General features: G+C 68.6%; 24 protein-coding genes and 1 pseudogene. 7 read left to right on the top strand and 18 right to left on the bottom strand.

Features of this window, described 5'->3' with window-relative positions:
* Positions 1-189: 189 nt before the first annotated feature.
* The 8 genes and pseudogenes from VF794_RS14270 to VF794_RS14240 form a co-directional block, all read right to left on the bottom strand.
* Complete coding sequence (locus VF794_RS14270) at positions 190-876, bottom strand: RNA ligase family protein (RefSeq protein WP_331110679.1); 687 nt, start codon at positions 874-876, stop codon at positions 190-192.
* Positions 873-1388: a hypothetical protein gene (locus tag VF794_RS14265; RefSeq protein WP_331110677.1), complete on the bottom strand. Its 516-nt coding sequence runs from the start codon at positions 1386-1388 to the stop codon at positions 873-875. The genes VF794_RS14270 and VF794_RS14265 overlap by 4 nt, the downstream gene beginning before the upstream one ends.
* The gene (locus VF794_RS14260) at positions 1375-2775 is read right to left on the bottom strand and encodes an AAA family ATPase (protein WP_331110675.1); all 1401 of its coding nucleotides are present in this window, start codon (positions 2773-2775) and stop codon (positions 1375-1377) included. Before VF794_RS14260 ends, VF794_RS14265 begins: the two co-directional genes overlap by 14 nt.
* Positions 2776-2789: 14 nt before the next feature.
* Positions 2790-4046, bottom strand: coding sequence for a hypothetical protein (locus VF794_RS14255; protein WP_331110673.1), 1257 nt, complete (start codon positions 4044-4046; stop codon positions 2790-2792).
* Positions 4047-4097: 51 nt separating this feature from the next.
* Positions 4098-4166 (bottom strand): annotated as a pseudogene (locus tag VF794_RS41630) (SEC-C metal-binding domain-containing protein); the annotation flags it as partial.
* A gap of 77 nt (positions 4167-4243) precedes the next feature.
* The gene (locus VF794_RS14250; protein ID WP_331110671.1) at positions 4244-5098 is read right to left on the bottom strand and encodes a tryptophan 2,3-dioxygenase; all 855 of its coding nucleotides are present in this window, start codon (positions 5096-5098) and stop codon (positions 4244-4246) included.
* Positions 5099-5187: 89 nt separating this feature from the next.
* Positions 5188-5718 carry a cell wall protein gene (locus tag VF794_RS14245; protein WP_331110670.1) on the bottom strand — a complete coding sequence of 177 codons (531 nt, stop codon included), beginning with the start codon at positions 5716-5718 and terminating at the stop codon, positions 5188-5190.
* A gap of 179 nt (positions 5719-5897) precedes the next feature.
* A complete protein-coding gene (locus tag VF794_RS14240) occupies positions 5898-6380 on the bottom strand; it encodes a hemerythrin domain-containing protein (protein ID WP_331110668.1) in 483 nt (160 codons plus the stop codon).
* Positions 6381-6594: 214 nt separating this feature from the next.
* Between VF794_RS14240 and VF794_RS14235 the strand changes: the two genes are divergently transcribed.
* Genes VF794_RS14235 through VF794_RS14225 form a run of 3 tightly spaced genes read left to right on the top strand, consistent with a single transcriptional unit; the run spans position 6595 to position 9118 of the window.
* Positions 6595-7314, top strand: coding sequence for a lysophospholipid acyltransferase family protein (locus VF794_RS14235; RefSeq protein WP_331110666.1), 720 nt, complete (start codon positions 6595-6597; stop codon positions 7312-7314).
* A complete protein-coding gene (locus VF794_RS14230; protein WP_331110664.1) occupies positions 7307-8173 on the top strand; it encodes an alpha/beta hydrolase in 867 nt (288 codons plus the stop codon). The genes VF794_RS14235 and VF794_RS14230 overlap by 8 nt, the downstream gene beginning before the upstream one ends.
* Positions 8174-8182: 9 nt before the next feature.
* Positions 8183-9118, top strand: a complete 936-nt coding sequence (locus VF794_RS14225) for a proline dehydrogenase family protein (RefSeq protein WP_331110662.1) — start codon at positions 8183-8185, stop codon at positions 9116-9118.
* On the opposite strand, the gene VF794_RS14220 is transcribed toward VF794_RS14225, so the two are convergent.
* From VF794_RS14220 to VF794_RS14210, 3 genes are all read right to left on the bottom strand, one after another.
* A complete protein-coding gene (locus VF794_RS14220; protein ID WP_331110660.1) occupies positions 9115-9516 on the bottom strand; it encodes a hypothetical protein in 402 nt (133 codons plus the stop codon). The two genes, VF794_RS14225 and VF794_RS14220, sit on opposite strands and share 4 nt — an antisense overlap.
* Positions 9516-9791 carry a PadR family transcriptional regulator gene (locus VF794_RS14215; protein WP_331110681.1) on the bottom strand — a complete coding sequence of 92 codons (276 nt, stop codon included), beginning with the start codon at positions 9789-9791 and terminating at the stop codon, positions 9516-9518. The genes VF794_RS14220 and VF794_RS14215 overlap by 1 nt, the downstream gene beginning before the upstream one ends.
* Before the next feature lie 140 nt (positions 9792-9931).
* A complete protein-coding gene (locus VF794_RS14210; RefSeq protein WP_331110658.1) occupies positions 9932-10117 on the bottom strand; it encodes a hypothetical protein in 186 nt (61 codons plus the stop codon).
* A 277-nt stretch (positions 10118-10394) separates the two neighbouring features.
* On the opposite strand from VF794_RS14210, the gene VF794_RS14205 reads away from it, so the two are divergent.
* Positions 10395-11027: a thioredoxin family protein gene (locus VF794_RS14205; protein WP_331110656.1), complete on the top strand. Its 633-nt coding sequence runs from the start codon at positions 10395-10397 to the stop codon at positions 11025-11027.
* A gap of 170 nt (positions 11028-11197) precedes the next feature.
* Positions 11198-12037, top strand: coding sequence for a hypothetical protein (locus tag VF794_RS14200; protein ID WP_331110654.1), 840 nt, complete (start codon positions 11198-11200; stop codon positions 12035-12037).
* 4 nt (positions 12038-12041) lie between these two features.
* Here VF794_RS14200 and gor read toward each other — a convergent pair whose 3' ends face one another.
* The 5 genes from gor to VF794_RS14175 all read right to left on the bottom strand — a co-directional run bounded on the left by gor (position 12042) and on the right by VF794_RS14175 (position 20450).
* Entirely contained in the window at positions 12042-13454 is a 1413-nt protein-coding gene (gene gor / locus VF794_RS14195) for a glutathione-disulfide reductase (RefSeq protein WP_331110652.1), read from the bottom strand.
* A 150-nt stretch (positions 13455-13604) separates the two neighbouring features.
* Positions 13605-16805: a CusA/CzcA family heavy metal efflux RND transporter gene (locus VF794_RS14190; RefSeq protein ID WP_331110650.1), complete on the bottom strand. Its 3201-nt coding sequence runs from the start codon at positions 16803-16805 to the stop codon at positions 13605-13607.
* Entirely contained in the window at positions 16792-18612 is a 1821-nt protein-coding gene (locus VF794_RS14185) for an efflux RND transporter periplasmic adaptor subunit (protein ID WP_331110648.1), read from the bottom strand. Before VF794_RS14185 ends, VF794_RS14190 begins: the two co-directional genes overlap by 14 nt.
* Positions 18609-19913, bottom strand: a complete 1305-nt coding sequence (locus VF794_RS14180) for a TolC family protein (RefSeq protein WP_331110646.1) — start codon at positions 19911-19913, stop codon at positions 18609-18611. The genes VF794_RS14185 and VF794_RS14180 overlap by 4 nt, the downstream gene beginning before the upstream one ends.
* Positions 19914-20039: 126 nt before the next feature.
* On the bottom strand, positions 20040-20450 hold the full coding sequence (locus tag VF794_RS14175; protein WP_331110644.1) for a hypothetical protein: 411 nt from the start codon (positions 20448-20450) through the stop codon (positions 20040-20042).
* Between the two features lie 163 nt (positions 20451-20613).
* On the opposite strand from VF794_RS14175, the gene VF794_RS14170 reads away from it, so the two are divergent.
* Positions 20614-21072, top strand: a complete 459-nt coding sequence (locus tag VF794_RS14170) for a hypothetical protein (protein ID WP_331110642.1) — start codon at positions 20614-20616, stop codon at positions 21070-21072.
* A gap of 132 nt (positions 21073-21204) precedes the next feature.
* Positions 21205-22995, top strand: a complete 1791-nt coding sequence (locus tag VF794_RS14165) for a glycoside hydrolase family 15 protein (protein ID WP_331110640.1) — start codon at positions 21205-21207, stop codon at positions 22993-22995.
* Positions 22996-23022: 27 nt separating this feature from the next.
* Here VF794_RS14165 and VF794_RS14160 read toward each other — a convergent pair whose 3' ends face one another.
* Both VF794_RS14160 and VF794_RS14155 read right to left on the bottom strand, forming a co-directional pair.
* On the bottom strand, positions 23023-23571 hold the full coding sequence (locus tag VF794_RS14160) for a hypothetical protein (RefSeq protein ID WP_331110638.1): 549 nt from the start codon (positions 23569-23571) through the stop codon (positions 23023-23025).
* Positions 23572-23653: 82 nt separating this feature from the next.
* Positions 23654-24520 (bottom strand): DUF2381 family protein, encoded by an 867-nt coding sequence (locus VF794_RS14155; RefSeq protein WP_331110636.1) that lies wholly within the window; start codon positions 24518-24520, stop codon positions 23654-23656.
* Positions 24521-24596 lie beyond the last annotated feature (76 nt).

The following is a 24596-nucleotide window of genomic DNA, read 5'->3' as shown; positions in this document are numbered from 1 at the left end:
CCGGTCTCCGGCCTGACGGGTGCGGCGGCCCTCGTCGTCCTCGGGAAGCGGGGGCTCGTGCTTGGGCCTGTCGTGCTCGGCCATGGTGTCTCCTCCTTTTCCCTCTCAAGCTAGGAACGGGAGTCGGGCGCGGGCAGCCGGACACGGGCGAGAACAAGCGCGAGGGCCCGGTCGCAGGCCTGCTCTCCATCAGGAGCCGGAGGCGAGCCCGTTGCGTTCCAGGGGCCGGGAGGACCAGTGCTCCTCGATGGCCTGGACGAACTCGGGGCGCACGAGCTTGGCGCGGGCCTCCAGGAAACCACCCTGGTCCCGACGCAGGTAGAGGCCCTCCACGAGGCCGTGGGTGAGCCGCGAGGGGCCGAGGCGCTTCTGGACCTCGGCGAGGGAGAAGCGTCCCCGAGCGAGGACGGGGACGCGGGCGAGGCCGAGCTCCTCGACCAGGGCATCGCGGCGCTCGGTGGACCAGAATCGTCCCGCCGCGCGGTCGTAGACGTCGAAGGCGAGGAACCAGTCGGGGAGCGCGTCATAGCGGACGCTGTGGACGGCGAAGCACCACTCGCCGAAGAGCATGAGATTCTCCCCGAGCGCCTCGACGAGCCGCTCGCGCCGCGCCTCCAGCCAGGGCCAGAGGGGCTGGAACTGGGGCGAGGCGCGCGTGCCCAGGAAGGAGCCGCGGTTCTGCGCGCGCAGGGCGCCGGAGGAATCGACGGAGAGGCCGAGGTTGGCACCATCGACCTTCTCCTCAATGAGCACCTCGCTGGAGAGGAAGTCCCGGACCTCGGGAGGCGAGAGCACCTTGTCCTGGCGCGCGGGCGCGGAGGAGAGCCACGCGAGGTGCGGCGTGTGCGGGAATTTGAAGAAGTCGGTTGAGCTCACTTCCCCTGCTTCTCCACGTACTTCGCCCGGCACCAGCCGTCGATGATCTGCTCCACATTGATTCCAGCCTGCATGAGCGCGGCCTCACAGTCGTACCAGTCGGTATCGCAGGCATTGACCAGGGAGCTCTGCCCCTTATCCGCCAGAGTGACCGCGACGAACTTGCGATCGGACCTGTCCTTCACCTCGGTCTGTAGGGGCTCCGGCAACCGGGCAGCGCCCGCTTCATCTAACTCGATCCGGTGAAATCGAGCCGTCTGAAACTTCTCGATGAAGACCTGATATCCGTAATCTTTCTTCCCGAGTTGCTTCTTGTACTCGCGCATCACCTCCCCTTGGGAGTCGAGTACGAGCTGACGCGACCGGTCCCTCCGGAACTCGCGCAGCCACGCCAATACCGCCCTCTGCTCTGCCAAGGGCACATGAGCACTGTCCTTGAACGGCGAAGAGGGATCGCCCGCACTCGCCACGAGGAGCACGTTGGTGTCCAACACATGGTCACCCGGAGGCATTCGGTTCCTCCTGCTCCATGCGGCGAAGCATGGCGTCCATCTGATGCTCCGTGTCGCCGATGGCATCACCGAAGAAGTTCTCGGGCCAGTTGGCGATGCGCCCGTACTTGTCGACCTGGAGCTTTTCGATGGTGGACCCCTCTGGACCCGGCGAGCAGAAATAGAGCGCGGTCTCGTCCGGACTCAGCTTCCCCTCCGCGATACGGCGCTGAAGACGCCGGAGGAAATGCTCCGAGTGACTCTCCACCAGAAGCTGAATGTCACGAGGACTCTCGTCCTCCCACATACGGATGGCGTCGATGAACAAATCCGCCAGAGAGGACTGCGCCCTGGGATGCAGATGAAGCTCTGGCTGTTCGAGAAGAACGACGCTCCCCGGATCGACGTAGAACGCCTGCACCAGGACCGGCAGAACCTGCGAAATCCCCAGGCCAACGTCGGTCAGCTTGACCGTTTCGGCACTGCCGCGGCTTCGAACGAGAACCTCATAATCCTTCCGATTGGGCGCGATCGGCCTGACCTCGAAGCTGTCGAGCAGTTCCATCCGAAGGAGCCACTTCGCGATGAGTTCCCCGAAACGCACGGGGTTGCCCCCACTTGGCTCCAAGGTACGCGTCATCGCTGCCAAGAGGGCCTCAATGGTGCGATCTCCATCGAGCCCTACGTCTACAGGAGCTTCACCTGACCAACTGTAGTAGCGCGCAGGCAGTTCCCGTAACGGACCCAGGTAGCAGATGGAATCGAGCTGTACTTCGAGGGCCTGCTCGAATTGGTCGAAAAGGCCCTCTGTATCCACGTACTGGACCGCGGCCTCTCGAGGAAAGCCGTAGAATCGAACTGGCGCAGACAGTTGGCCAGACGCCCCGGGCTTCCTTTGGATATCGTTTCCACGAGTTGAAAGCTCGTAGCCCCCAGCCACATCATCACGCCTCATTTTGATGGTGGTGGGGCCGAGGTTTATGAGCGGTGCACAAACGGAGTACTGAAACGAGTGCACGCTGATGGGACCGGCGTCACCACTGGTAGAGCCAACGCTCGCCTTGAAGGCGACCTTGGTCTCGCGAGCCTCAGTTCCAGCACCCCGAGTCGGTCCCTGATGTGTTCCCGGAACGCGCCACTTGAGCGCGAAGCGCAGTTCCCTCTGTGGCTCATGTCGAAACACCATCTCGGGATACACGCCCAGGTCAACGACGCTGTGATCATCTCCGAAGTGCAGAACGCGCTTACGATCGGAAGACTGCTCGGACTGCTGCAACAAGAGCAGAAGCTGGAGGAGACTCGTCTTGCCGGAACTGTTGGGCCCGAAGAAGACGGTCAGTGGCGCGAGGCGGATGTTCCCCGTGTCCCTCCACGCCTTGAAGTTTTGGATGCGCAGCTGCGTGAACATGGCCCCGGTTTCTATCACCCCTCCAGTCCCAACTCCCGCCTCAGTCCAGAGACGTCCATCCGCTCCTCAACGGGAAAGCCCGCCTCCGTGCGCTCCAATTCCTTGAGTATCACCTCCACCGCATGGCGCCCGGCCTTGGTGCGCACCGCCTGACGCGGGCTCTTGCCCTTGAGCGCCGGCAGCCCACTGTCCAGCCATGCGGCGTAATGCCGCTCCTTGAGCTCGTGCAACGCGGCCAGCGCCTCGGGCGAACGGGGCTCCCTGGGCGGTAGAGGCTTCCCCGCCTGCTCCTTCCGCAGGGCCTCGGGAGTCTTCTCGTGGCGCGTGCGGTGGGTGAGGAGTCCCTCGCAGGCCGCCTCCACGCGGCGGCGCAACGCGTCCGCCCGCTTCACCGAGTTCGTCTCCAGCCGCAGCGAGTCCATCGCCACGTCCGCGCGTCCGACGACGGTGTTCTCCCACTCCGCGTGCATCGCATTGCCTTGCTTCATGAAGGTGTGGATGACGCCCTTCTCGTCCTCCTCCACCTCCACCCCCTCCAGCTTCGCGAGCGCCTCCAGCACGCGCGAGCGGACCTCGGGCGAGAACGTGTAGTGGTCCTCCACGTACACGACGGGCTCACCATCCGTGTTACGCAGCGCCGGCATCCGCCCGGCGTTCGCCTCGAGCCACTCCGCAGTCTCGCGCCAGGCATCAATGAGTTCCAGCTCCATTTCCACGAGGGCGAGCTTCTCCCGAGGTACCGGGCCCCCTCCCCGCACCCGGAGCCGCTTGCGCATGGCCTGCACGATCTCATCCGCTTCCCTGGGGCGCAGGGGCCGGGGGTAGAGTCCGCAGAACACCGCCGTGCCCTCGTGCGGCACCACCCGTCCGAGCACGGCCTCCCTCGGGCGCAATACCCGCGAGGCAGTCACCTCGTGGACGAAGTGCTCCTCGCTCCCCAGCAGGTCCTTCACCCGCAGGCCCTCGCCCGCGCGCACCTCCAGCACCTCCCACACGGTGAGCACCACCTGCCGCTGCGCGAGCAGCCACGCCCGCTCCGCCTCCGTCAGCTTCGTGCCCCGCTCCTCGAGGAACCACGCCCGGAGCGGGCGTCCCTCCAACGGCCAGTGGTACACGGCCCACGGCACGAGGATCTGCGCATCCATCGGCCCGAACTCGAAGTCGGGGTCATCGTAGAAGACTTCCGCCGCCTCGCGCAGCCAACCCCGGCCAAAACGCCGGTCGGCGTAACGCCGTATCGCCTCCACCACCCGCTCGTCCAACTCGTGCACGGCGGCCCTTCCCGAAGAGGGCGCTGGCCGATTCGCCGCCGCCTCCTTCCCGGCACAGCACCGCTTGTACTTCTCTCCGCTCCCACAGGAGCACGGCTCGTTCCGTCCAGGCGCACGCATGGGTTCTCCTCCTGGCTCCACTTTAAAAGTAGGAGCCGGGAGGTGACCCTAGCAGTCATGTCGCCGAGGTGGGAGCCCTACCTGCCAGCCGGGGGAGCGAGTTCGGTGCGCACATCCCAGAGTTCGGGGAAGAAGCGCAGGTCCAACGCCTTGCGCAGGAAGCCCACGCCCGAGGAGCCCCCCGTGCCCGGCTTGAAGCCGATGACTCTCATCACCGTCATCATGTGACGGTAGCGCCACAACTGGAAACGCTCCTCCACGTCCACCAGCTTCTCGGCCATCTCGTAGGCATCCCAGTGCTGCTCGGGCTTCTCGTAGATGTTTCGGAACACCTCCACCACCGCGTCACTCTTCTCGTAGGGCAGGCGCCAGTCGCGCTGGATGCGATCCGCCGGGACGGCGTGGCCCTTGCGCGACAGGTGGCGGAGGAACTCGTCATACACGCTGGGCGCGTCCAGGTAGTGCTCCAGCTGCGCGTACACGCCGGGGATGTGCCGGAAGGGCCCCATCGCCTGCGCGTCCTTGTGGCCCAGCAGGAACTCGATGGCGCGGTATTGATGGCTCTGGAAGCCCGAGGCCTGTCCCAGCGCGCCCCGGAACTCCAGGTACTCATTGGGAGTGAGCGTCTCCAGCACGCTCCACTGCTCGAAGAGCATCCGCTGGATGTGGCCCACGCGGGAGAAGATCTTGAACGAGGGCTCCAGCTCGTCCTTCTGGATGTAGCGGATGACGGCCGTCAGCTCATGCACGAGCAGCTTCATCCACAGCTCGCTCGTCTGGTGCTGGATGATGAAGAGCAGCTCGTCGTGGTGGGGCGGTTGCGAGCGGGGCACCTGCGCGGACAGCAACCGGTCCAGCTGCAGGTATTCGCCGTACGTCGTCCGTCCGGCCAGGTCGGTGTGGATTCCGGGTTCCAGCTCGCGCTTGTTCATGAACCAAGAATGTCGGGCCCGGGCCGGCCCCGCAAGAACCGGGACCTCCCCCTATCCAAAGGAGGACCCGGTTCAGGCGTTGGCGAGACTCAGCCCGCGTTCTTCTGGGCGGCCTCGGCCAGGGCCTTGGCGGCGGCGCGACCACGCGGCAGCTTGATGTCATCCACGCTGTTCGGCTCGGCGTAGTCCACCCAGGCCGACGGGCGACGGCCCGTCTTCTCCAGCATCCGCAGCTTCTGGTAGTGCGCGGCGCAGTAACCCTTGGTGCGGCTGGGCTTGCCACAACCACCGATGGCGCACTCACGCGCCCCGCCCTCGGCGGCCGGCTTGCGGCCCCGACGCTTGCCACCACCGGACGCCGCCGCCGCGGGAGCCGCCGCGCTCCGGGCCGGACGGCCAGGACCCCGCCGGGCCGGAGCCGCCACCGCCGCGCGACCACCGCCGGCCCCGAAGAGGGGGCCCACCGCGGAGGCCAGCGGGGCCAGCTGCTCGGCCACGCTGCGAAGCCTGTCGAGATCCGCCGTGCCCGCCTCCAGACGCGACACCAGATCGCGCAGGGGCTTGAGCTGCGCCTCGATCTCGTTGCGGACCATCTCTCGGAATGCCTTGTCGACCGACATGCTCGTGTATCCTCGCTGCGATGAGCCCATCTCCAGGGGGAGACGCCTCATCCGTGGGGGGTTTGTCGTTGGTGCTGTCTTATCTCAACAGCAGTCCTCTCATAACCCCACAATTACACGACTTGTCGATTTAATTTTCAAAAAGGTTGCGTTTTCCGCGCACACACCTGAACGGGGGTTCAGACCCATTCTGAGCAGGAATGGACCGAATCCAGACCTCGGAACGCCGAGCGGGCCCGGCGCATTTCCAGCCACAAAGCCTCGCGGGTGGCCGCCATGGACCGCACGAGGTCCACGGCTTCGCCCTCGTCCAGGGCCTCGGACAGTCGGGGGAAGAGCTGGAGTTCCAGGGAGCGGACGTGGGCGAGGGCCGCGTCCTCCAGCGCCATCAGCCGCGCGAGCCATTCCATACTTCCGCAGGGGAAGTACTCCAGCTCGGCCATCAACTCGTGCATGGCCAGGAGGACCTCCGCCTCCTGGAGGGCCCGCTTCTGCCCCTCCACGCGCACCACCAGGGGCTGAAGGTGGCGCTCGGTGACCCTCACGTGCAGACGGACTTCATCGAGCAGCTCCCCCACCCTCACCCGCAGCGGCTCCGTCCCCTCGACGTCATCCAACGACTCGAAGCACGCCAGCAACTCCCGTTGCTTCCCAGACAGCATCTCGAATGGCTCCATGGCGTCACAACCATCCGCACCCCCTCCAGGGCGGACAACCGTCACGGCAGGACACTTGCCCTCGCCCGTGCTCCCCTGCCCCCCTGACAGGCGTTGAACGCGGTAAATCCCTGGCGACTTTCCCCCCCGAAGGAAATTGGCAGGCAGGCGGGCAAGGCGGGTCTGAAAGCCGGGCGGGGCATCCCCATCTTCAGGCCCCGTGGAAGCCGCCCAGAATCCCATCCGCCGTGCATTTTTCCGCTTCGCCGAGACGGGCGCGGCCCTGTCCGCCCTCTACCACCAGGCCCGCCTGTTGGACGCCGAGCACCTGCCCACCGAGGGGCCGGTGCTGTTGGTGGGCAACCACGGCCTGTGGGGGTATGAGACGCCCGCCTTCTTCCACCTCGTGCACCAGGCCACGGGCCGCTATCCCCTGGGACTGGCCGAGCGGGGGTTCTTCAAAATCCCCCTGGTGAGAACGCTTTTACCCTGGTTGGGAGGCGTGGAGGGCACCCGGGAGAATGCCCTGGCCTCGCTGAAGCAGGGCCACCTCGTGGTGTGCTACCCGGGGGGCGCCTGGGAGACCTTCAAGAAGCCCCGGCACCACTACCGGCTGCGCTGGGAGGGGTCGCTCGGCTTCGCGCGGCTCGCCGCCCAGGCCGGCGTGCCCATCGTCCCCTTCGCCGGCTTCGGGGTGGACGACACCTTCCTGTGTCCGGATGACGAGCGGCTGAGCGTGTCGCTCGCGCCCGGGGAGAAGTACCGGGTGCCGCTGGGCATCGGCCTGGGCCCACTGCCCCTGCCCGTGAAGATGACGTTCGTCGTAGGCCCGCCATTGAATCCACCGCCTCCGGATGCCCCGGACTCGCGGCTGACCCTCTTTCGCGACCGCGTGGCCAACACCGTGCGGCACCTGCTCATCCGAGCCTGTCATGCGTGAGGCCACCCTTTCCGCCGCCCACCACCCCCGGCTCGTCCCGGCGCCCGAGGACATTCAACAGGGCTATGAGCTGTCCCTCGAGCACCGCCGGGTGCGCGGCGCCGAGGTGCGACTCTTCACCTTCCCCCGGGGAAACCAGGACGAGTCGCGCACCGTGCTGTGTCTGCCCGGACTGGGAGCCTCGGGCCGCTCGTTCGCTCCCATGCGACCGCTGGCGTCCGATTGGCGCTTCCTCTTGTGGACACCGCCGGTGGCCACGCCCATGACGCACACGCCGCTGCAGTGGAACCTGGCCTCGCTCACCCACCCCGACGCCCAGCTCCCCGAGCGCTTCGCCCTGGTGGGCTCCTCCTTCGGCAGCCTCGTCTCCATCGCCTTCGCGCTGGCCCACCCCGAGCGGGTGAAGGCGCTGGTGCTGGTGTCGCCGGTGGCCAGCGTGCACCGGGTGCGCCGCTGGGCCCTCGCGCTGTCCACGCTGGTGCGCATGCCCAAGCCCTTCGCCTACCTCTTCGCGCCCACCGTGGCGCGGGTGCTCGGCGGGCGTCACCTGCCCCCCGAGGGCCGCGCGGAAATCGTCCGCGAGGCGCGCCGGCTCTCGCCCCTGGAGCTGCTGCGCCGGCTGGAGGACATCCTCGCCGCGGACTACGTGAACGCCCTGGAGAAGCTGCGCGTGCCCACGCTCATCCTCCATGGCGCCCGGGACCTGCTGGTGCCGCTCTCGTACGCGCGGGACGTGGCCGCCCGCATCCCCGGCTCGCGCCTGGAGGTGCTCCGCGAGGCCAGCCACCTGCCCTACATGAGCCACACCTCTTCCTTCAACGCCTTCGTGGACGACTTCCTCGGCCAGCACGTCTCGTGACGACATTCCATGGACCACGCCACCTACCTGTCCCGCTCCGCCCTCATGTTCCTCTCACGCCGCGAGGGCTTGAAGGACGTCGCCACTGGCGTCCCCGCGCTGCGCCGCATCGCCCGCCGCTTCATCGCCGGTGAGACGCTGGAGGAGGCCGTCGCCGCGGTGAAGGACCTCAACGCGCGCGGCCTCACCGTCTCCTTCGACCACCTCAACGAAGCGGTGCGCAACGACGCGGAGACGCACGACGAGGTGCGCGAGTACCTTCGGCTGCTGGCGCGCATCGACCAGGTGGGTGTGCGGGGCAATGTCTCGCTGAAGCTCACGCAGTGCGGGCTGCTCTTCGACCGGGAGCTGGCGCTGGCCAACGCGCGCGAGGTGGTGGCCGAGGCGAAGCGGCGCGACACCTTCGTGCGCGTGGACATGGAGCACGGCGCGGTGACGCAGGCGACGCTGGACATGGTGCGCGCGCTGCACCGCGAGTTCGGCGAGCCCCACGTGGGCGCGGTGCTCCAGAGCTACCTCTACCGCACCGAGGCCGACGCGCGGGCCCTGTGCGCCGAGCGCATCCGCATCCGCCTGTGCAAGGGCGCCTACCTGGAGGGGCCCGACATCGCCTACCAGGACAAGAAGGACGTGGACGAGAGCTTCCTGCGCACCATGCGCGTGCTGCTCGACAGCGGGCTGTACCACGGCATCGCCACGCACGATGAGCGGATGATCGACGAGACGCTCGCGTATGCCCGGAAGAAGGGACTGCGTCGGGGCACCTTCGAGTTCCAGATGCTCTATGGCATCCGCAGGGACTTGCAGGAGCGGCTCGCGGGCGAGGGTTGGCCGGTGCGCGTCTACGTGCCGTATGGCAAGCACTGGTACCCGTACTTCATGCGGCGGCTCGCGGAGCGGCCCGCCAACGTCTGGTTCGTGATGAAGAACCTGGTGAAGGACTAGCGCTCCGTGTCACCATTGCGGCCGGTGGCCAGCCGCACCACCGCGCCGGCCAGCCGCAGGGACAGCTCCAGCGCCGTGTGCGCGAGCACCCAGAAGGCCGTGGAGGCGATGCGCGCGCGCACCTTCCACATCGGCTCGCCCCGCCGCACCATGGCGTGGAGGGACTCCAGCGCGTCGCCCATCTGCTCGGTGTCGATGCGCCGGGGCAGGTAGGCCCCCAGCCGGTCGAAGGTGCGCTGCGCGCGCAGCACCACGGGAGCCGGCGCGGGCGGCGGCGGGGGAACCACGGCCTGCACGGGCCCGAGCGGCTTGAACACGGACCGGCGGGAGCTGGTGAGCCCATCCTCGCAGTCCTCGTCCACCGAGAACGCGTCCAGCAGGGGGAGCTTGCCGTCCATCAAAAGGCCTCCGCGGGGTGCAACAGGTTGAGCAGGGCCGTGCGCTGCTCGCTGGCCACGCGCCGCCCTTCCCCCGTCAGCTCGTAGTAGCGCCGCGGTCGTCCTCCGCGCTCCGGCATGGGCTCGCCGTCGTAGCTGCGCAACAGCCCATCCCGCTCCAGGGCCTTGAGCGCCGGGTAGACCGACCCCTCGTTCAAGAGGATCTTCCCCTCCGTCCTCTCCCGGACCCGCTGGATGATTTCCAGCCCGAACCCCCTGCCGCTGATGAGCGACATCAAGATGGCTGTCCTCGCGGAAATCGGCGTCTCCATGAATGCTAGGCTAACCGGGTAGTCTGGGAATGCAACCCAGACTCTTGAGATTGCATTCCTTTGACAGCACTGGAAATCCTGTCATTCAAGTCAGACCCGAAGGTTCAAGCGGGGATGGCACGCCGGAGGAGCGGAGACTCGGCCTCCACCGACTCGGCGTCCCGCGTCGGGGAGAGGACCGAGCGGCGCGAGGTGGTGATGCCGTCATCCAGGTCCTCCCACCCGAAATCTTCCGAGGTGGGCTTCCAGTACGCCTCGCACTCGGAATCCCTGGGAAGACCCTTCTTCATCTCAACCATTGGAAAACCCCCCTGGGCTGCCGTGGCTATCGCTGCTGGAAGACTATCCTCAATCCTAGAGGATTGCAATATTCCACTCGTACTGTGTTCTGCCGCGACCGTGAAACCATCGGCGGCGGCGGGGACGATTGAAGACCAGACAGCCGGACAAGGTCGGAAGTTCTCCTCGCCAACGCGGGAACGCGAGGTGTATTTCAACGTTTACCGAGGCGAATTTCAACATTCTGATTCCTCTGGCTTCGACGATTTTCTCGCGAAGGGTGGAAAAATGCGTTGGTTGAAGAGCCTGTGCCTGTTGGGAGGCCTCGCCGCCGGGTGTGCCTCCACCCGCGAGTCCCACGGGGAGCTGAGCAGCCTGAGCGTCGCCACCTCCGAGGACGCGGCCTTCTGCGAGCACCGTATCCCCCAGGAGAACTGCACCCGCTGCCACCCCGAGCTCGTCCCCCGCTTCCAGGCCGCCCGGGACTGGTGCGGCGAGCACGGCGTGCCCGAGTCCCAGTGCTTCACCTGCCACCCGGACCTGTCCTTCGAGCCCCTGCCCGTGCTCGCGCCCGGCGCGGACTTGAAGAAGCTGTCGCAGGCGGGCGAGGACGTGCCCGAGCTCGCCCCCCACGCCGTGCCCGGCAAGGTGACGGTGTTCGACTTCTACGCGGACTGGTGCCCGCCGTGCCGCAAGGTGGATGCGCACATGTTCGCCCTGCTCAACGCGCGCGGGGACGTCGCCTACCGCAAGCTCAACGTCGTCTCGTGGGACTCGCCCCTGGCCAGGCGCCACCTGGCCCAGGTGGAGAACCTGCCCTACCTCCTCGTCTACGGGAAGGACGGGAAGCTCGTGCGCGCCATCCCCGGCTTCGACCTGGGGGCGCTGGACGCCGCTATAAAGGAAGGGGGCTCGCGATGAGGTGGGCCGCCGTCGCCGTGGGGCTGCTCGGGCTGGCCATTCCCAACCGCGCCGCCGCCTGCGCGGGTTGAAGCAACCCCAACCTCCCGGTCGGGAGGGACAGCGTTTCCACCCTGCGCGCCGGGGAGACTTCTGTCTCCCTGTCCTCGCTCCTCACCGCCGTGCACGTGGTGCACCCGTCCGAATGCCCGGACATCGGCCCCATCTGCCAGGTGCGCGAGGAGCCTCCGCAGCTCCATGACCAGCGCTTCACCGTCGCCGAGCTGCGCGCCACCCTGGAGCATGGCCTCACCGACGCCCTGGGCGTGGAGGTGCAGCTCCCCGTGCGCCTCAACCGCACCACCGTGCGCTTCACCGCGCTGGATGGCACGCCCCTGTCGCTCGACTACGAGAACATCCACCACCGCGACGAGACCCTCTTCGGGCTCGGGGACCCGTGGGTGATGGGGCGCTACGCCTGGCGGCTCGGTGAGGTGGGCCTCTCGACCCGGGTGGGCTTCACCGTGCCCCTCGGAGGGACCGTGGAGAACCCCTTCGCCCTGGGCGAGGCGGGGCTGCCCCACCAGCATGTGCAGTTCGGCACCGGCACCGTGCAACCCCTGCTGGGCCTGGAGGCCTCGCGCGCCTGGGGCACGTGGGGGGCGCGGGCGTGGGGACAGGCGCAGCTGGCACTCGGGGAGAACCGCTTCGGCTACCGCAGTGGCCACCGCTTCGCCGCGGGACTGGCCGCCGAGGGGCCCGTGGTGGGTGCCCTGCGCTTCTCCGTGAACGCGGACGTGGCCAACGAGCAGCCCGAGCGCTGGGACGGCCTCGTCCAGCAGGACGGCAACCTCGGCCGCACGGACGTGCTCGCGGGCGCGGGGCTGGCGTACCCCGTGGGGCGTGTGCGGCTCGGGCTCCACCTGCGCGTGCCCGTGTACCAGCACATCATCGGACACCACGGGCAGCTCAGCTACCCGGGCATCCTCCAGCTCAACGCGGGCACCACCTTCGGCGGGCCCGGACGCTGAGGGCTCAGTGCGCGTGCGGCACGGCGTCGCGGCCCCGCTCCTGGGCCGCGGCTTCCTCGGGGTCCGGCCGCTTGTCGCGCATCGTCACGAACTCCTCGGCGGCCGTGGGGTGGATGCCCACCGTGGCGTCGAGCTGCTTCTTCGTCACCCCACACTTCAGCGCCACCGCCATCCCCTGGATGATCTCGGGCGCATCCGCCCCCACCATGTGGAAGCCGAGCACCCGTCCGCTCGCGCGCTCTACAATCACCTTCATCATGGTGCGCTCGTCCCGACCGCTCAGCGTGTGCTTCATGGGCCGGAAGTTGGAGACGTATACGTCCACCTGGCCGTAACGCTCGCGCGCCTGGTTCTCCGTGCACCCCACCGTGCCCACCGGCGGCTGGCAGAACACCGCCGAGGCCACCCCCGTGTGGTCGAACTTCGTCGGGTTGTCGTGGAAGAGCGTCTCCGCGAGCGCGCGGCCCTCGGCGATCGCCACCGGGGTGAGGTTGATGCGGTCCGTCACGTCCCCCACCGCGTAGATGTTCTCCACGCTGGTGCGAGACCACTCATCCACCTGCACCGCCCCGCGCTCGTTCAGGCGCACGCCCACCTCCTCCAGCCCGAGCCCCTTCGTGTTGGGCACCCGTCCCGTCGCGTACAGCACCGCGTCCACCTCGAGCGTGTCCCCCATCCGCGTCAGCAGGCTCAGCGTGCCGTCCGGGCGCTTCTCGATGTCGCGGATGAAGGTCTCGGGCCGCAGGTCGATGCCCTTCTTGCGCAGCTCCTGGGTGAGCATCCCGCGGATGTCGTTGTCGAAGCCGCGCAGCACCGTCTCGCCCCGGAGGAGCATCATCACCTTCGCGCCCAGGGCGTTGAAGATGCCCGCGAACTCCACCCCGATGTAGCCGCCTCCCACGATGGCCAGCCGGCGTGGCAGCTCGGGCAGGCTCAGTGCCCCGTCCGAGGTGATGGCGTGCTCGATGCCAGGAATCTCGGGGAGGAAGGGATGCGAGCCCGTGGCCACCAGGAGGCGCTCGGCCGTGTAGCGCTTGCCGCCCACCTCCACCGTGTGCGCGTCCACCACGCGACCCCGGCCCTCGATGAGCTGGACGCCCGAGTCCCGGAGCAGCCGGCGGTACACGCCGTCGAGCCGGTCCAGCTCCTTGTTCTTCGCCGCCTGGAGCTTCGTCCAGTCGAAGGTGGGCTCGGGTACGGACCAGCCGTAACCGGCGGCGTCCTCGAAGTCCGCGTGGAAGTGGGCGCCGTAGACGAGCAGCTTCTTGGGCACGCAGCCCCGGTGGACACAGGTGCCGCCGATGCGGCTGTCCTCACAGATGGCGACACGTGCGCCGTAGGAGCCCGCCCGGCGGCTCGCCGCCACACCGCCCGAGCCCGCGCCGATGGTGAACAAGTCGAAATCGTACTGGGGCATCGCGTCTCCTCATCCAGCCCGTGAAAGCGGACAGGGTGGACCCGATGCGCCCCCGCGTGAACCGGAGACGCCGTGCGCCTCCGGTCTTCCGGCGAGAAACCAACGTTCTGTTCCCCCCTTGGGAACGACAGGCAACGAGAACGGAGCTCGTTACGCGGTCAGGGCCTGGGGTGATTCGGGTGGGACGGACTCGTCCTGGCTCGGAGTCTCCGGGGGGAGTTCGCGTGCCTTCCACAGGGCGAACAGCGCCGGGTACACCGTCAGCTCCAGCAGGAAGGACGTCAGCACCCCGCCCACCATTGGCGCGGTGATGCGCTTCATCACGTCCGACCCCGTCCCCGTGCTCCACATCACCGGCGCCAGCCCGATGAACGTCGTCAGCACCGTCATCAGCTTCGGGCGGATCCGCCGTGCCGCTCCCTCGACAATCGCCTCTCGCAGCTCCCCGAAGTGCCGCATCCGGCCCGCCTCCTCCGCCTTGCGGTGCGCCATCGTCAGGTACAGGAGCATCACCACCCCGGTCTCCGCGTCCAGGCCCGCCAGGGCGATCAGCCCCACCCACACCGCCACGCTCAAGTTGTAGTCGAGCAAGTACAGCAGCCAGATGGCCCCAATCAGGCTGAAGGGCACCGCCAGCAACACGATGCCCGTCTCCGTCCAGGACTTCGTGTTCAGGTACAGCAGCACCAGCACCACCAGCAGCGTCAGCGGCACCACCACCTTCAGCTTCTCCTTCGCCCGCTCGAAGTACTGGAACTGCCCCGTCCACTCGACGCGCACCCCCGCCGGCAGTTTCACCTCCTTCTCCACCACCGCCCTCGCCGTCTGCACGTAGTCGGCGATGGGCACGCCGCCCGGGTCCACGAAGACGTACCCCACCAGCTTGCCGTCCTCGCTGCGGATCATCGGCGGCCCGTTCACGAACCGGATGTCCGCCACCTGCGCCAGCGGCACCTGCGCGCCTCCCGGCGTGGGCACCAGCACCTCGCGCAGCAGTTGCGGCGTGTCCCGCAGCTCTCGCGCGTACCGCACGCTCACCGGGTAGCGCTCGCGCCCCTCCACCGTCTGCGTCACCTCCTCGCCGCCGATGGCCCCCATCACCACCTCGTTCACGTCCTTCACCCGCAGGCCCAGCCGCGATGCCTCCTCGCGCTTCACCTCCACGTCCACGTAGAAGCCACCCGTCGAGCGGTCCGCGAACGCGCTCCGCGTCCCCGGCACTCCCGCCACCGCCCGCTCGATCTCCACCGCCGCCTTCTCGATGGTGTCCAGGTCGTCTCCGAACACCTGGATGCCCAGCGGGCTGCGGATGCCCGTGGCCAGCATCTCCGTGCGCGTCTGGATGGGCATCCACCAGATGTTCGGCATGCCCGGGTACTGCACCTTCTCGTCCATCTCCCGCAGCAAGCCCTCCCACGTCAGCCCGGGGCGCCACTCCTCCTTCGGCTTCAACATCACCACCGTCTCCGCCATGCCGATGGGCGCCGGATCCGTTGGAGTCTCCGCCCTGCCCATCTTCCCGAAGACGCTCACCACCTCGGGAATCTTCTTCAGCTCCGCGTCCATCGACTGGAGCACCTTCGAGGCCTCCGTCACCGACATGCCCGGCGGCGCGCTCGGCATGTAGAGGATGGCTCCCTCGTTGAGCGGCGGCATGAACTCGTTGCCCAGGCGCAGGAAGGCCGGCACGGTGAACACCATCGCCACCACCGAGCCCACCACCACCGCCCTGCGGTGCTTCACCACGAAGCGCACCACGGGCGCATAGCCCTGAATCAGCCAGCGGTTCACCGGGTTGCTGTCCTCGCGCATCACCTTGCCCCGGATGAACAGCGCCGCCAGCGCCGGCGTCAGCGTCACCGCCAGCACCGACGCGAACGCCATGCTGTACGTCTTCGTGTACGCCAGGGGCTTGAACATCCGGCCCTCGGTGGCCTCCAGCGTGAACACCGGCACGAAGGCCACCGTCATCACCAGCAGCGAGAAGAAGACGCTCGGCCCCACCTCCTGCATCGCCTCGATGATGGCCTCCAGCCGCGTGCCCTTGTGGCCCGAGTCCTCCCACTCCTCCAGCTTCTTGTGCACGTTCTCCACCAGGATGATGGAGGCGTCCGCCAGCTCGCCAATCGCCACCGCGATGCCGCCCAGCGACATGATGTTCGCCGTCAGGCCCTGCCACAGCATCGGCAGGAACGAGAGCGCCACCGCCACCGGCAGCGTGATGATGGGCACCAGCGCGCTGCGCGCGTGCATCAGGAAGAGGAAGATGATGAGGCTCACCACCAACATCTCCTCCAGCAGCGTGTCCGTCAGCGTGGCGATGGCGTCCCGGATGAGTCCCGAGCGGTCATACGTCACCACCACCTCCACCCCCTCGGGCAGGCTGCGCTTCACCTCCTCCAGGCGCTCCTTCACCGCGTCGATGACGTCCAGCGCGTTCTGCCCGTAGCGCATCACCACGATGCCGCCCACCGTCTCGCCCTTGCCGTCCAGCTCCGCCAGCCCTCGCCGCGCCTCCGGGCCCAGCGACACCTGCGCCACGTCCTTCACCCGCACCGGCGTGCCCTTGGCGTCCACCTTCAGCGGGATGCTCTCGATGTCCTTCGTGCTCTGGATGTAGCCCCGCCCGCGGATCATGTGCTCGTGCCCGGCGATCTCGAGCACCCGCCCGCCCACGTCCTCGTTCGACTCGCGGATGGCCTGCGCCACCTCGCCCAGCGTCACCCCGTAGGCCCGCAGGCGCGTGGGGTCCACGTCCACCTGGTACTGTTTGACGAAGCCTCCCAGGCTCGCCACCTCCGCCACCCCCGGCACGCTCTCCAGCGCGTAGCGGATGTTCCAGTCCTGGAGGCTGCGCAACTGCTGGAGGTCCGTCTTCCCCGTCTCGTCCACCAGCGCGTACTGGAAGACCCAGCCCACTCCCGTCGCGTCCGGGCCCAGCGAGGGCATCACCCCCTCGGGCAGCTTGGATCTGGCCGTGTCCAGGTACTCCAGCACCCGGCTCCGCGCCCAGTACATGTCCGTGCCGTCCTCGAAGATGACGTACACGAACGACATCCCGAACATCGACTGGCCTCGGACGTACTTCACCCGCGGCGCCGCCAGGAGCGACGACGAGATGGGATACGTCACCTGGTCCTCCACCAGGTCCGGGCTGCGCCCCGCCCACTCCGTGAAGACGATGACCTGCACGTCCGAGAGGTCTGGAATCGCGTCCAGTCGCGTGTCCCGCATCGCGAGCACCGACCAGATGGCCAGGCCTCCCACCAGCAACAGGGTGAAGAACGGGTTCTTCGCGCTCCCCGCGATGAGGCGTTGGATCAACCCGGGCTTCGACTCAGGGGGACTCATGCTCGCCTCCACCCCAGTGGTCCGCCGCCGAGCGGATCCGACTCTCCGCCGCCACCAGGAAGTTCCCGCTCGTCACCACCACCTCCCCCTCCTTCAAGCCCTCCAACACCTCGTACGCCTCCCCCGCGTGCACCCCGAGCTTCACCTCTCGCGGCGCCATCCGCCCCTCCCCCAGGTCCACGAACACCAGCCGCCTCGGGCCCGTGTAGAGCACCGCCGACTCCGGCACCTGAAGCCGCGCCCCTCCCTCCACCTTCAGCTTCAGCTCCACGTACATGTCTGGCTTCAGCTCCAGCGCCGCGTTGCGCAGCTCCACCCGCAGGAGCCCCGTCCGCGTGTTCGCCTGGAGCGCCGGGTACAGGTAGCCCACCTTCCCCTTGAGGACCTTCCCCGGCATGTACGGCAGCGTCACCTCCACCTCCTGCCCCACCTTCACCCTCGGCAGGTCCCCCTCGTACACGTCCGCCTCCACCCATACCTTCTCCAGCGGGGCGATCCGGTACAGGCGGTCTCCCGCCCTCACCGCCGCTCCCTCCACCACGCTCTTCTCCAGCACGTAGCCGCTCGCCGGCGCCAGGAACGGCAGGTTCTCGATGGGCTCGCCCCTCTTCGCGATTCCATCCAGCTGCGACTCCGTCAGGCCCCACAGCTCCAGGCGTTTGCGTGACGCGCGCACCATCGAGTCCGCCCGCTCCGGCATCCCCGACTCCTTCGCCACCGTCTGGCTCTTCAACGCCAGCAGGTACTCCTGCTGCGCCGCGTACAGCTCCGGGCTGTACAGGGTGAAGAGCGCCTCGCCCCGCTTCACCGGCTGCCCCGTCGCGTCCACGTGCAACTCGTGGATGTAGCCGTCCAGCTTCAGCGTCACGTCCACCAGCGCCGTCTCGTCGTACGTCACCCGCCCCGGAGACCGCACTGACAGATCCATCGGCGCCACCTTCACCGTCGCCGTCTTCACGCCAATCCGCTGCCGCCGCACCGAGTCGATCAGCACCACCCCGCTCTCCAGCTCCTCCCGCGTCACCGGTGTCAGGTCCATCCCGCAGATGGGGCACTTCCCCGCGTCCTTCTGCTTCACCGAGGGGTGCATCGGGCACGTGTGGTGCGCGACCTCTCCCGGCGCCGCCGCGGGCCTGGCCGCCTTCACCTCCACCTTCCACTCGGACTGCGAGCCGCACGCCAGCATCCGCTCGCCCATGTACGGGTTGGCCAGCCCCGGCGTGCGCTGCACCCACTTGTTGAAACCCTTCTCCATCGGGCACTGGAAGACGTGCCAGCCCTCGCGCAGCCGCGCGTCCCCCTCCGCCAGCCCCACCAGCACCCGGCTCACCGCGCTGAAGTGCGGGCGTGCCTCGTCCACGCTCTTCGCCCCCGCGAGCCGCTCGGCCGCCTCCGCTCCCGCCTCCACGCCCTTCGTCCCCTCCGCGCCCTTCAGGCCCTCCGCCACCGCGCGCAGCGCCGCCGCCGCCTCGCGCGCCCGCGTGTCCAGCCCCTCCAGCGAGTCCTTCGCCAGCAGCACGCGAATCCGCTCCGTGGCCTCGAAGGCCGCGCGCGCGTACTCGAGGGACTCGGCCGGCAGCGCCCCCGTGGGCAGTGCCGGGCCCGTGCGCTTCTGGGACGCATGCTCGAGCGCCGCATGGGCCTCGTGCGCGGCGGCCGGAATCTCCTTCGCCGCCTCCTGCTTCATCGGCCTCCCGGTGAACCAGGCCACCAGCGGTCCCCGGAAGAAGAGCACCCCCACCACCAGGACCACGCTCCACACCACCGGCCCCACCCAACGACGATTCGACGTGTTCTTCGTGCTCATGGAAACTTCCCTCCCGCGCGTTGCAGCTCCGCCCGGCGCCGCTGCACATCCGCGAGCGCCTCCTCGAAGCGCAGCTCCACGCCGCGCTGGTTCTTCTCCGCGTTCAACACCACCTGGAAGTCGTTGCGCCCGGACTCGAAGCCCACGCGCGCCGCCGCCACCTGGTCGTTCGCCGCCGGCACCAGCCGGTCGCGGTACAGCGCCACCGCCTTCAGTGCCTCCACCACCCGCGCCCTCGCCTGTGCCACCTCCACGCGGATGTCATCCACGAGCTGCGCTTCCTCGTGCTTCATCCGCTGGAGCATCGCCTCCGCCTCGCCCACCATCGCCCGGCGCTTGCCCCGGAAGACGGGCAGCTCCACCGCCACTCCCGCCATGAAGCGGTGCGGTGTCTCCATCCACATCGAGTTGTACGAGCCCATCACCATCACGTCCGGGTAGGACTCGCGCCGCGCCAGCTTCACCGCCGCGTCGCCTCCGCCCACCCGCGCCCGCAGGCCCGCCAGCTCCGGTCGCTGCTTCACCGCCTCGTCCGCCAGGGACTCGACTGGCGGAGGGGGCTCGGCGGAGACGTCCAGCTTCTCGGGCGGCGGCGGCAGCGGCAGGTGCGGCGCCCGGTGCAGCATCCCGTTGAGCCGCGCCACCAGCATGTCCCGCTGAGCCTCGAGCATCAGCCGATCCCGCTCCAGCATCCCCAGCTCCACCTCCGCCTGGAGCGAGTCCTGCTGCGAGGCCCGGCCCGCCACGTACTGCGCCTCGGCGCTGCGCCTCATCTCCCGCAGCACCTCCTCGTGGTGCCCGTTCACCGCCAGCCCCCGGTGCACCACGTACAGGTCGTCGTAGAGCATCGAGGCCATCAGCGCGAGCCGCTGCCTCGCCGCCTCGAAGTCCCCGCGCGCCGCCTCCGCCTCGGCCTTCGCCACCTCGCCCGCCAGCGCCCGCTTGCCCGGGAAGGGCAGCCGCTGGCTCAGCTCGAGGGACTGGCCGAAGTGCGTCTCCCGCGAGAAGAGTGACAGCGGCGCCACCTCGTAGCGCAGCATCGGGTCCTCCAGCGCCGTCGTCTGCTCCGGGCGGGCCTGTGCCGCGCGCCATGCCTCTCGCGCCGCCGCCAGCCCCGGGTTGCGCTCCAGCACCTCTCGGATGAGCTCCGCCCGGTCCAGCACCCGAGCGCCCTGCAAGGGCTCGGCGGACGGAGGATTCGTGCTCGCGGGTGTCTCGGCGGCCTGGGCGGCTCCAGCCAGCCACAGCACGCCCACCATGGCCCCCATCCGGGGCCACCGGATTCTCTTCTTGTGCGGCATCTGCTCGAACTCCAATGGAACGTGGACCCGTCCCGGAACGCGAGCGCTCCAGGGCCTCGGGCGGAACAGCGGACGGCGAGCACACGTGTGCCCGGCCCTCCGCGCTTCAGCGCACGGGCTCCCGGCTCAAATCAGAAACGCGCGATTCTGGAGGTACAGCGGGGGCGCGGTGGAGCGACGGATCGCCTCGGTGCGCACCCACGCGGCCGGCAGCGACTCCGGCTCCGGAGGAAGCGCCAGCACCGGCGGCGCCGGAGGGATGGCCGGGGGGGCCAGCTCCCAGCGGCTCTCGAACGAGGCCAGCGCCCTCTCGGAGGCGGGCCGCACCACGGGGGCGTCGCAGCAGCGGACTTCCTTCGCCGTGGCCAGCTCCTGGGGCACCGGCGTCGGTGCCTTCTTCTGGCCATGGCCACAGCAGCACGTGGCCCGCAGCTGGACCGAGCCCCCGCACAGGTGCAGCAGTCCCGTGAGCGCACCCATGCCGGAGTGCAGCCCGAGGAACATCACCAGTGCGAGGACGCGCAGTGCCATCGACATACGGATACGGACAGTAGGCCGCAAAGTTACAGCGGACGCAATCAACTCGCCCGGCGGGGAATTTCGTACGGATTTTCCGCCTGCTCGCCTGGGGCTGGAGCCTGGGAAGACGCACGCTCCAGCCCTAACTTCTCCCATCACGGCTGCTCTTGGGGAGGTGGAGATGGTTCGGGTATCAGGTGAGCGGCTCTGGCGCGGGCTCGGCGCGGGGGCGCTGGGAACCCTGGCCCTCACGGGTCTGGAGCCTCTGCGCGATTCGTTGCTGGGACGACCCCCTCCTTATGCGGTGAAACACCTGGCTTCACGGGGGGCGAAGCGGTGGCTCGGTCGGCGGCTCGGTCCTCGTGCGGCTCAGCGGTGGGGGCTCGTCCTGCGCTGGGTGTATGGGCCGACGCTGGGGCTGCTCCAGGCGTGGCTCCGGCCCTGGTTGTCCCAGGGGGGGGCCCGGCGCGGGCTCGTGCTCGGGGGGGGCGTGTGGCTCTTCGAGCGGCTCGCGTTCCCGCTCCTTGGCGTCACCCCGCCTCCTCGCTCCTGGGCCCCCGCCGAGCGCTGGTGGCTTCCCCTCCAGACCTCGGTGTTCGGGCTCGTCACCGAGGCCGTGCTCTCCCGAACCGGGGAGTAACCCGGCCAGGGCGGCGAGCGGTAGACGCCCGCCCCGACCCGCTCCCAGAGGGAGGGAGGTGCTCGCCGTCCGAGCGACACGGCGAGGGCGTCCCTACCTTCGAGGGCAGTGCCACCGTCCTCTGGGTAACGCATGCCCCTCCGCATCGAAGACTACGCGCTCATCGGTGACACCCAGAGCGCGGGCCTGGTGGGCAACGATGGCTCCATCGACTGGCTCTGCTTCCCCCGCTTCGACTCCGACTCCTGCTTCGCCGCCCTCCTGGGCTCCGAGGAGCATGGACGTTGGCGCCTCGCCCCCGCCGGGGGTGTGCGCCGCGTCCAGCGCCGCTACCGCCCCGGGACCCTGGTGCTGGAGACGGACTTCGAGACCGACACGGGCACCCTGCGCGTCATCGACTGCATGCCCCCGCGCAGCCGCCAACCCGACCTCGTGCGTGAGGCGGTGTGCGTGAGCGGCCACGTCTCCGTGAGCCTGGAGCTCGCCATCCGCTTCGGCTACGGCAGCCGCACGCCCTGGGTGCACCGCATCGACGGCCGCTACACCGCCATGGCCGGGCCCGATGCCCTCACCCTCTGCGGCGACGTGCTCCCGCGCAACGAGGACGCCACGCTGCGCGCCGACTTCTCCCTCTCCGAGGGCCAGCGCGCCCGCTTCCTCCTCACCTGGCACCCCTCGCACGAGCCCCCGCCCGAGCCCATCGACGCCGCCACCGCCGCCGCGCAGACCGAGGCGTGGTGGCGCCAGTGGTCCGGGCACTGCACCTACGAGGGCCCCTGGCGTGAGGAGGTGCTGCGCTCGCTCATCGTCCTCAAGGCCCTCACGTACTCGCCCACCGGAGGCATCGTCGCCGCGCCCACCACCTCGCTGCCCGAGGCCCTCGGCGGCGTGCGCAACTGGGACTACCGCTACTGCTGGCTGCGCGATGCCACCTTCACCCTGCTCGCCCTGCTCGACGCGGGCTACCTGGAAGAGGCCCAGGCCTGGCGCGACTGGCTCCTGCGCGCCGTGGCGGGAGAGCCAGCGGAGATTCAAATCATGTATGGCGTTGCCGGCGAGCGCCGCCTCACCGAGGAGCGGTTGCCGTGGCTCCCCGGCTACCAGGGCGCCTCGCCGGTGCGCCTGGGCAACGGGGCCGTGTGCCAGTTCCAACTGGATGTCTTTGGCGAGGTGCTCGACTGCCTCTACCAGGCCCGGCGTGCCGGCGTGCCCCCGCGCGAGGAGGCGTGGGGCCTGCAGTGCCATCTGCTCGACTTCCTGGAGTCCAACTGGGAGCGGCCCGACGAGGGCATCTGGGAGGTGCGCGGCCCGCCGCGGCACTTCACCCACTCGAAGGTGATGGCGTGGGTGGCGGTGGACCGGGCCATCAAGAACAGCGAGCGCTTCGGTCTACCCGGCACCCTGGAGCGCTGGCGCGCGCTGCGCGAGCGCATCCACGCCCAGGTGTGCGAGCACGGCTATGACGCCGGGCGAGGCAGCTTCGTGCAGGCGTACGGGAGCAAGGAGTTGGACGCGGCGCTGCTGTTGATTCCGCAGATGGGCTTCCTCCCGCCGAGCGATCCACGCGTGGTGGGCACGGTGGAGGCCATCCAGCGCGAGCTATGCGAGGGAGGCTTCGTGCGCCGCTACGACACGGGGCGCACGGAGGACGGGCTGCCCGGGGGCGAGGGCACGTTCCTGGCGTGCTCGTTCTGGCTGGCGGACGCGCTCTCGCTGCTGTGCCGCCAGGACGAGGCGCGCGCGCTCTTCGAGCGCTTGCTGTCGCTGTGCAACGACGTGGGGCTGCTGGCCGAGGAGTACGACCCACGCACGAAGCGCCAGTTGGGCAACTTCCCCCAGGCCTTCAGCCACGTGGCGCTCATCAACACCGCACGGAAACTCACGAACCCGAACTGCCCGGAGCCGGAGCGCTCGCGGGGGTAGGCGCGGGGAGCCCTGAAGAAACGAGACTCACGGCTTGAGCTTCTTGCGCACTTTCGGCGGTAGATCCTCGATGGTCCTGTAGATGTACACCCTGCCCCGATCCTTGGAGAAGTCGTGCTCGCCGTAGCGGGTGACCACCTTCACGACGCCGACATTGTCCTGGATGATGGCCACACCCTTGGGAGACGCCGGATCCTTCTCCTGCCCACCGCTGTCATCGACCTCGGCGCAAAGGGGCATCCTGTGCCCAGCGGGAACCTGGATGGCGTCATAGCGAATGATGACCATCTCTCCCGCCGTCCAGACCTGCCCGAACAGCCGGGTCCCCTCGGGCAGTTGCTCGTAAGGCCTGTCGACATAGCCCACGACAGATCCCTCCTCCAACCGCGCCTTGGATGCCACTCCCAAACGCTCATCCATGACGACTGGGAAGGAGTCTCCCGGGTAGAGGCCCATCCGAGCCATGGCTTCGAGGGTCTGGCGCGGGCAGTCCTGGGGCTCGGGGGTTCCATCAGGCCTTAAGCGAACACCGGAGCACCCGGTGCACAGCACCACCAGCGCACCCAGCGTGACCACCTGGAGCATTCTCCTCGGACACATGTCTGCGGACCTTTGCGTAGGAAGATGAAGCGAGAGCGAGCCAGCAACAGAACGCCCCTCAGAGTTCCGCTCCATTGTAGCAGAGCTGCCAGGCGGGACCCTCCGGCCCTTGGAGCTGGACGGAGTAGAAGTGATTGTGCGCGGAGGGAGGCGTGCGAGTGACGAGCACGACACGCCCACTTCCTCCGGGTGGAATGGTGGAGGGACGAGCACGGACGGTGACAGGAAGGGGCTCCTCAGTCCTCCCGTCGAGGATCGATCCCTGTAGCAGTGTCCAATCCTTCGTGAGGTGACGGTTCGTCACAAGGAAGACGTAGGCCGAACGCCCGGCAAGCCGCACGAGCCAGATTCGTGCGTGAACATCGTCACTTGAGACAATAAAAGGCGCTCCCTGCGCCTTCAGGAAGGACCGGGAGGCCTCGTCGTTGAGCAGCAACACGGCGATGGCGACATCGGGGTTGAACTCGTCCTCATGGTAGCGCGCGAGTTCAGCCAGTGACCGCGCGTGCTCGAGCTTCAGCGCCGCGTGCTCGGCACGTACCTTCTCCAGCGTGGCCCGCAGTGCGCCGGGCGTTGCAGGGTGGAGGAACACGTCCACCTGCGCGTCCGCCTGGGCGGGAGCACTTGGCAGGAGCACGAAGGCCAGGAGGGTGCCGTCCGCCAGCCGGACCTGCAGGTGAAGACGTGGCCACAACCATGCACCCGCCGAGGGGTGGAGCAACAACAACCGGCCGGAGACATCCAGCGACGCATGCAGCGCCGAGTCCTGCTCCAGGAGCCGAGTCCCGGTTGGATCCAATTCGGACTCGAAGCGCAGCACCGTGAGGACGTCGGCGGCGAAGCGGATCTCCGCCACTTGGCTCGGCGGTATCTCGGAGAGCACGACGTGGCGCCGTGGTGCGGCCCCCACAGGCTCCGCATGCATGGCTCGCGGGAGCACGAGGGCCAGCAATAGGAGGACCCTGGCGACCAAGGCGAAAGCGGGGAGGTTCATGACTGGT

Origin of the sequence: Archangium sp. (assembly GCF_036389735.1) — a bacterium.
In the GTDB taxonomy this organism is placed as follows: Bacteria; Myxococcota; Myxococcia; order Myxococcales; family Myxococcaceae; genus Archangium.
The sequence above is the reverse complement of the archived record's forward strand: the minus strand, read 5'-3'. Positions and strand labels throughout refer to the sequence as shown.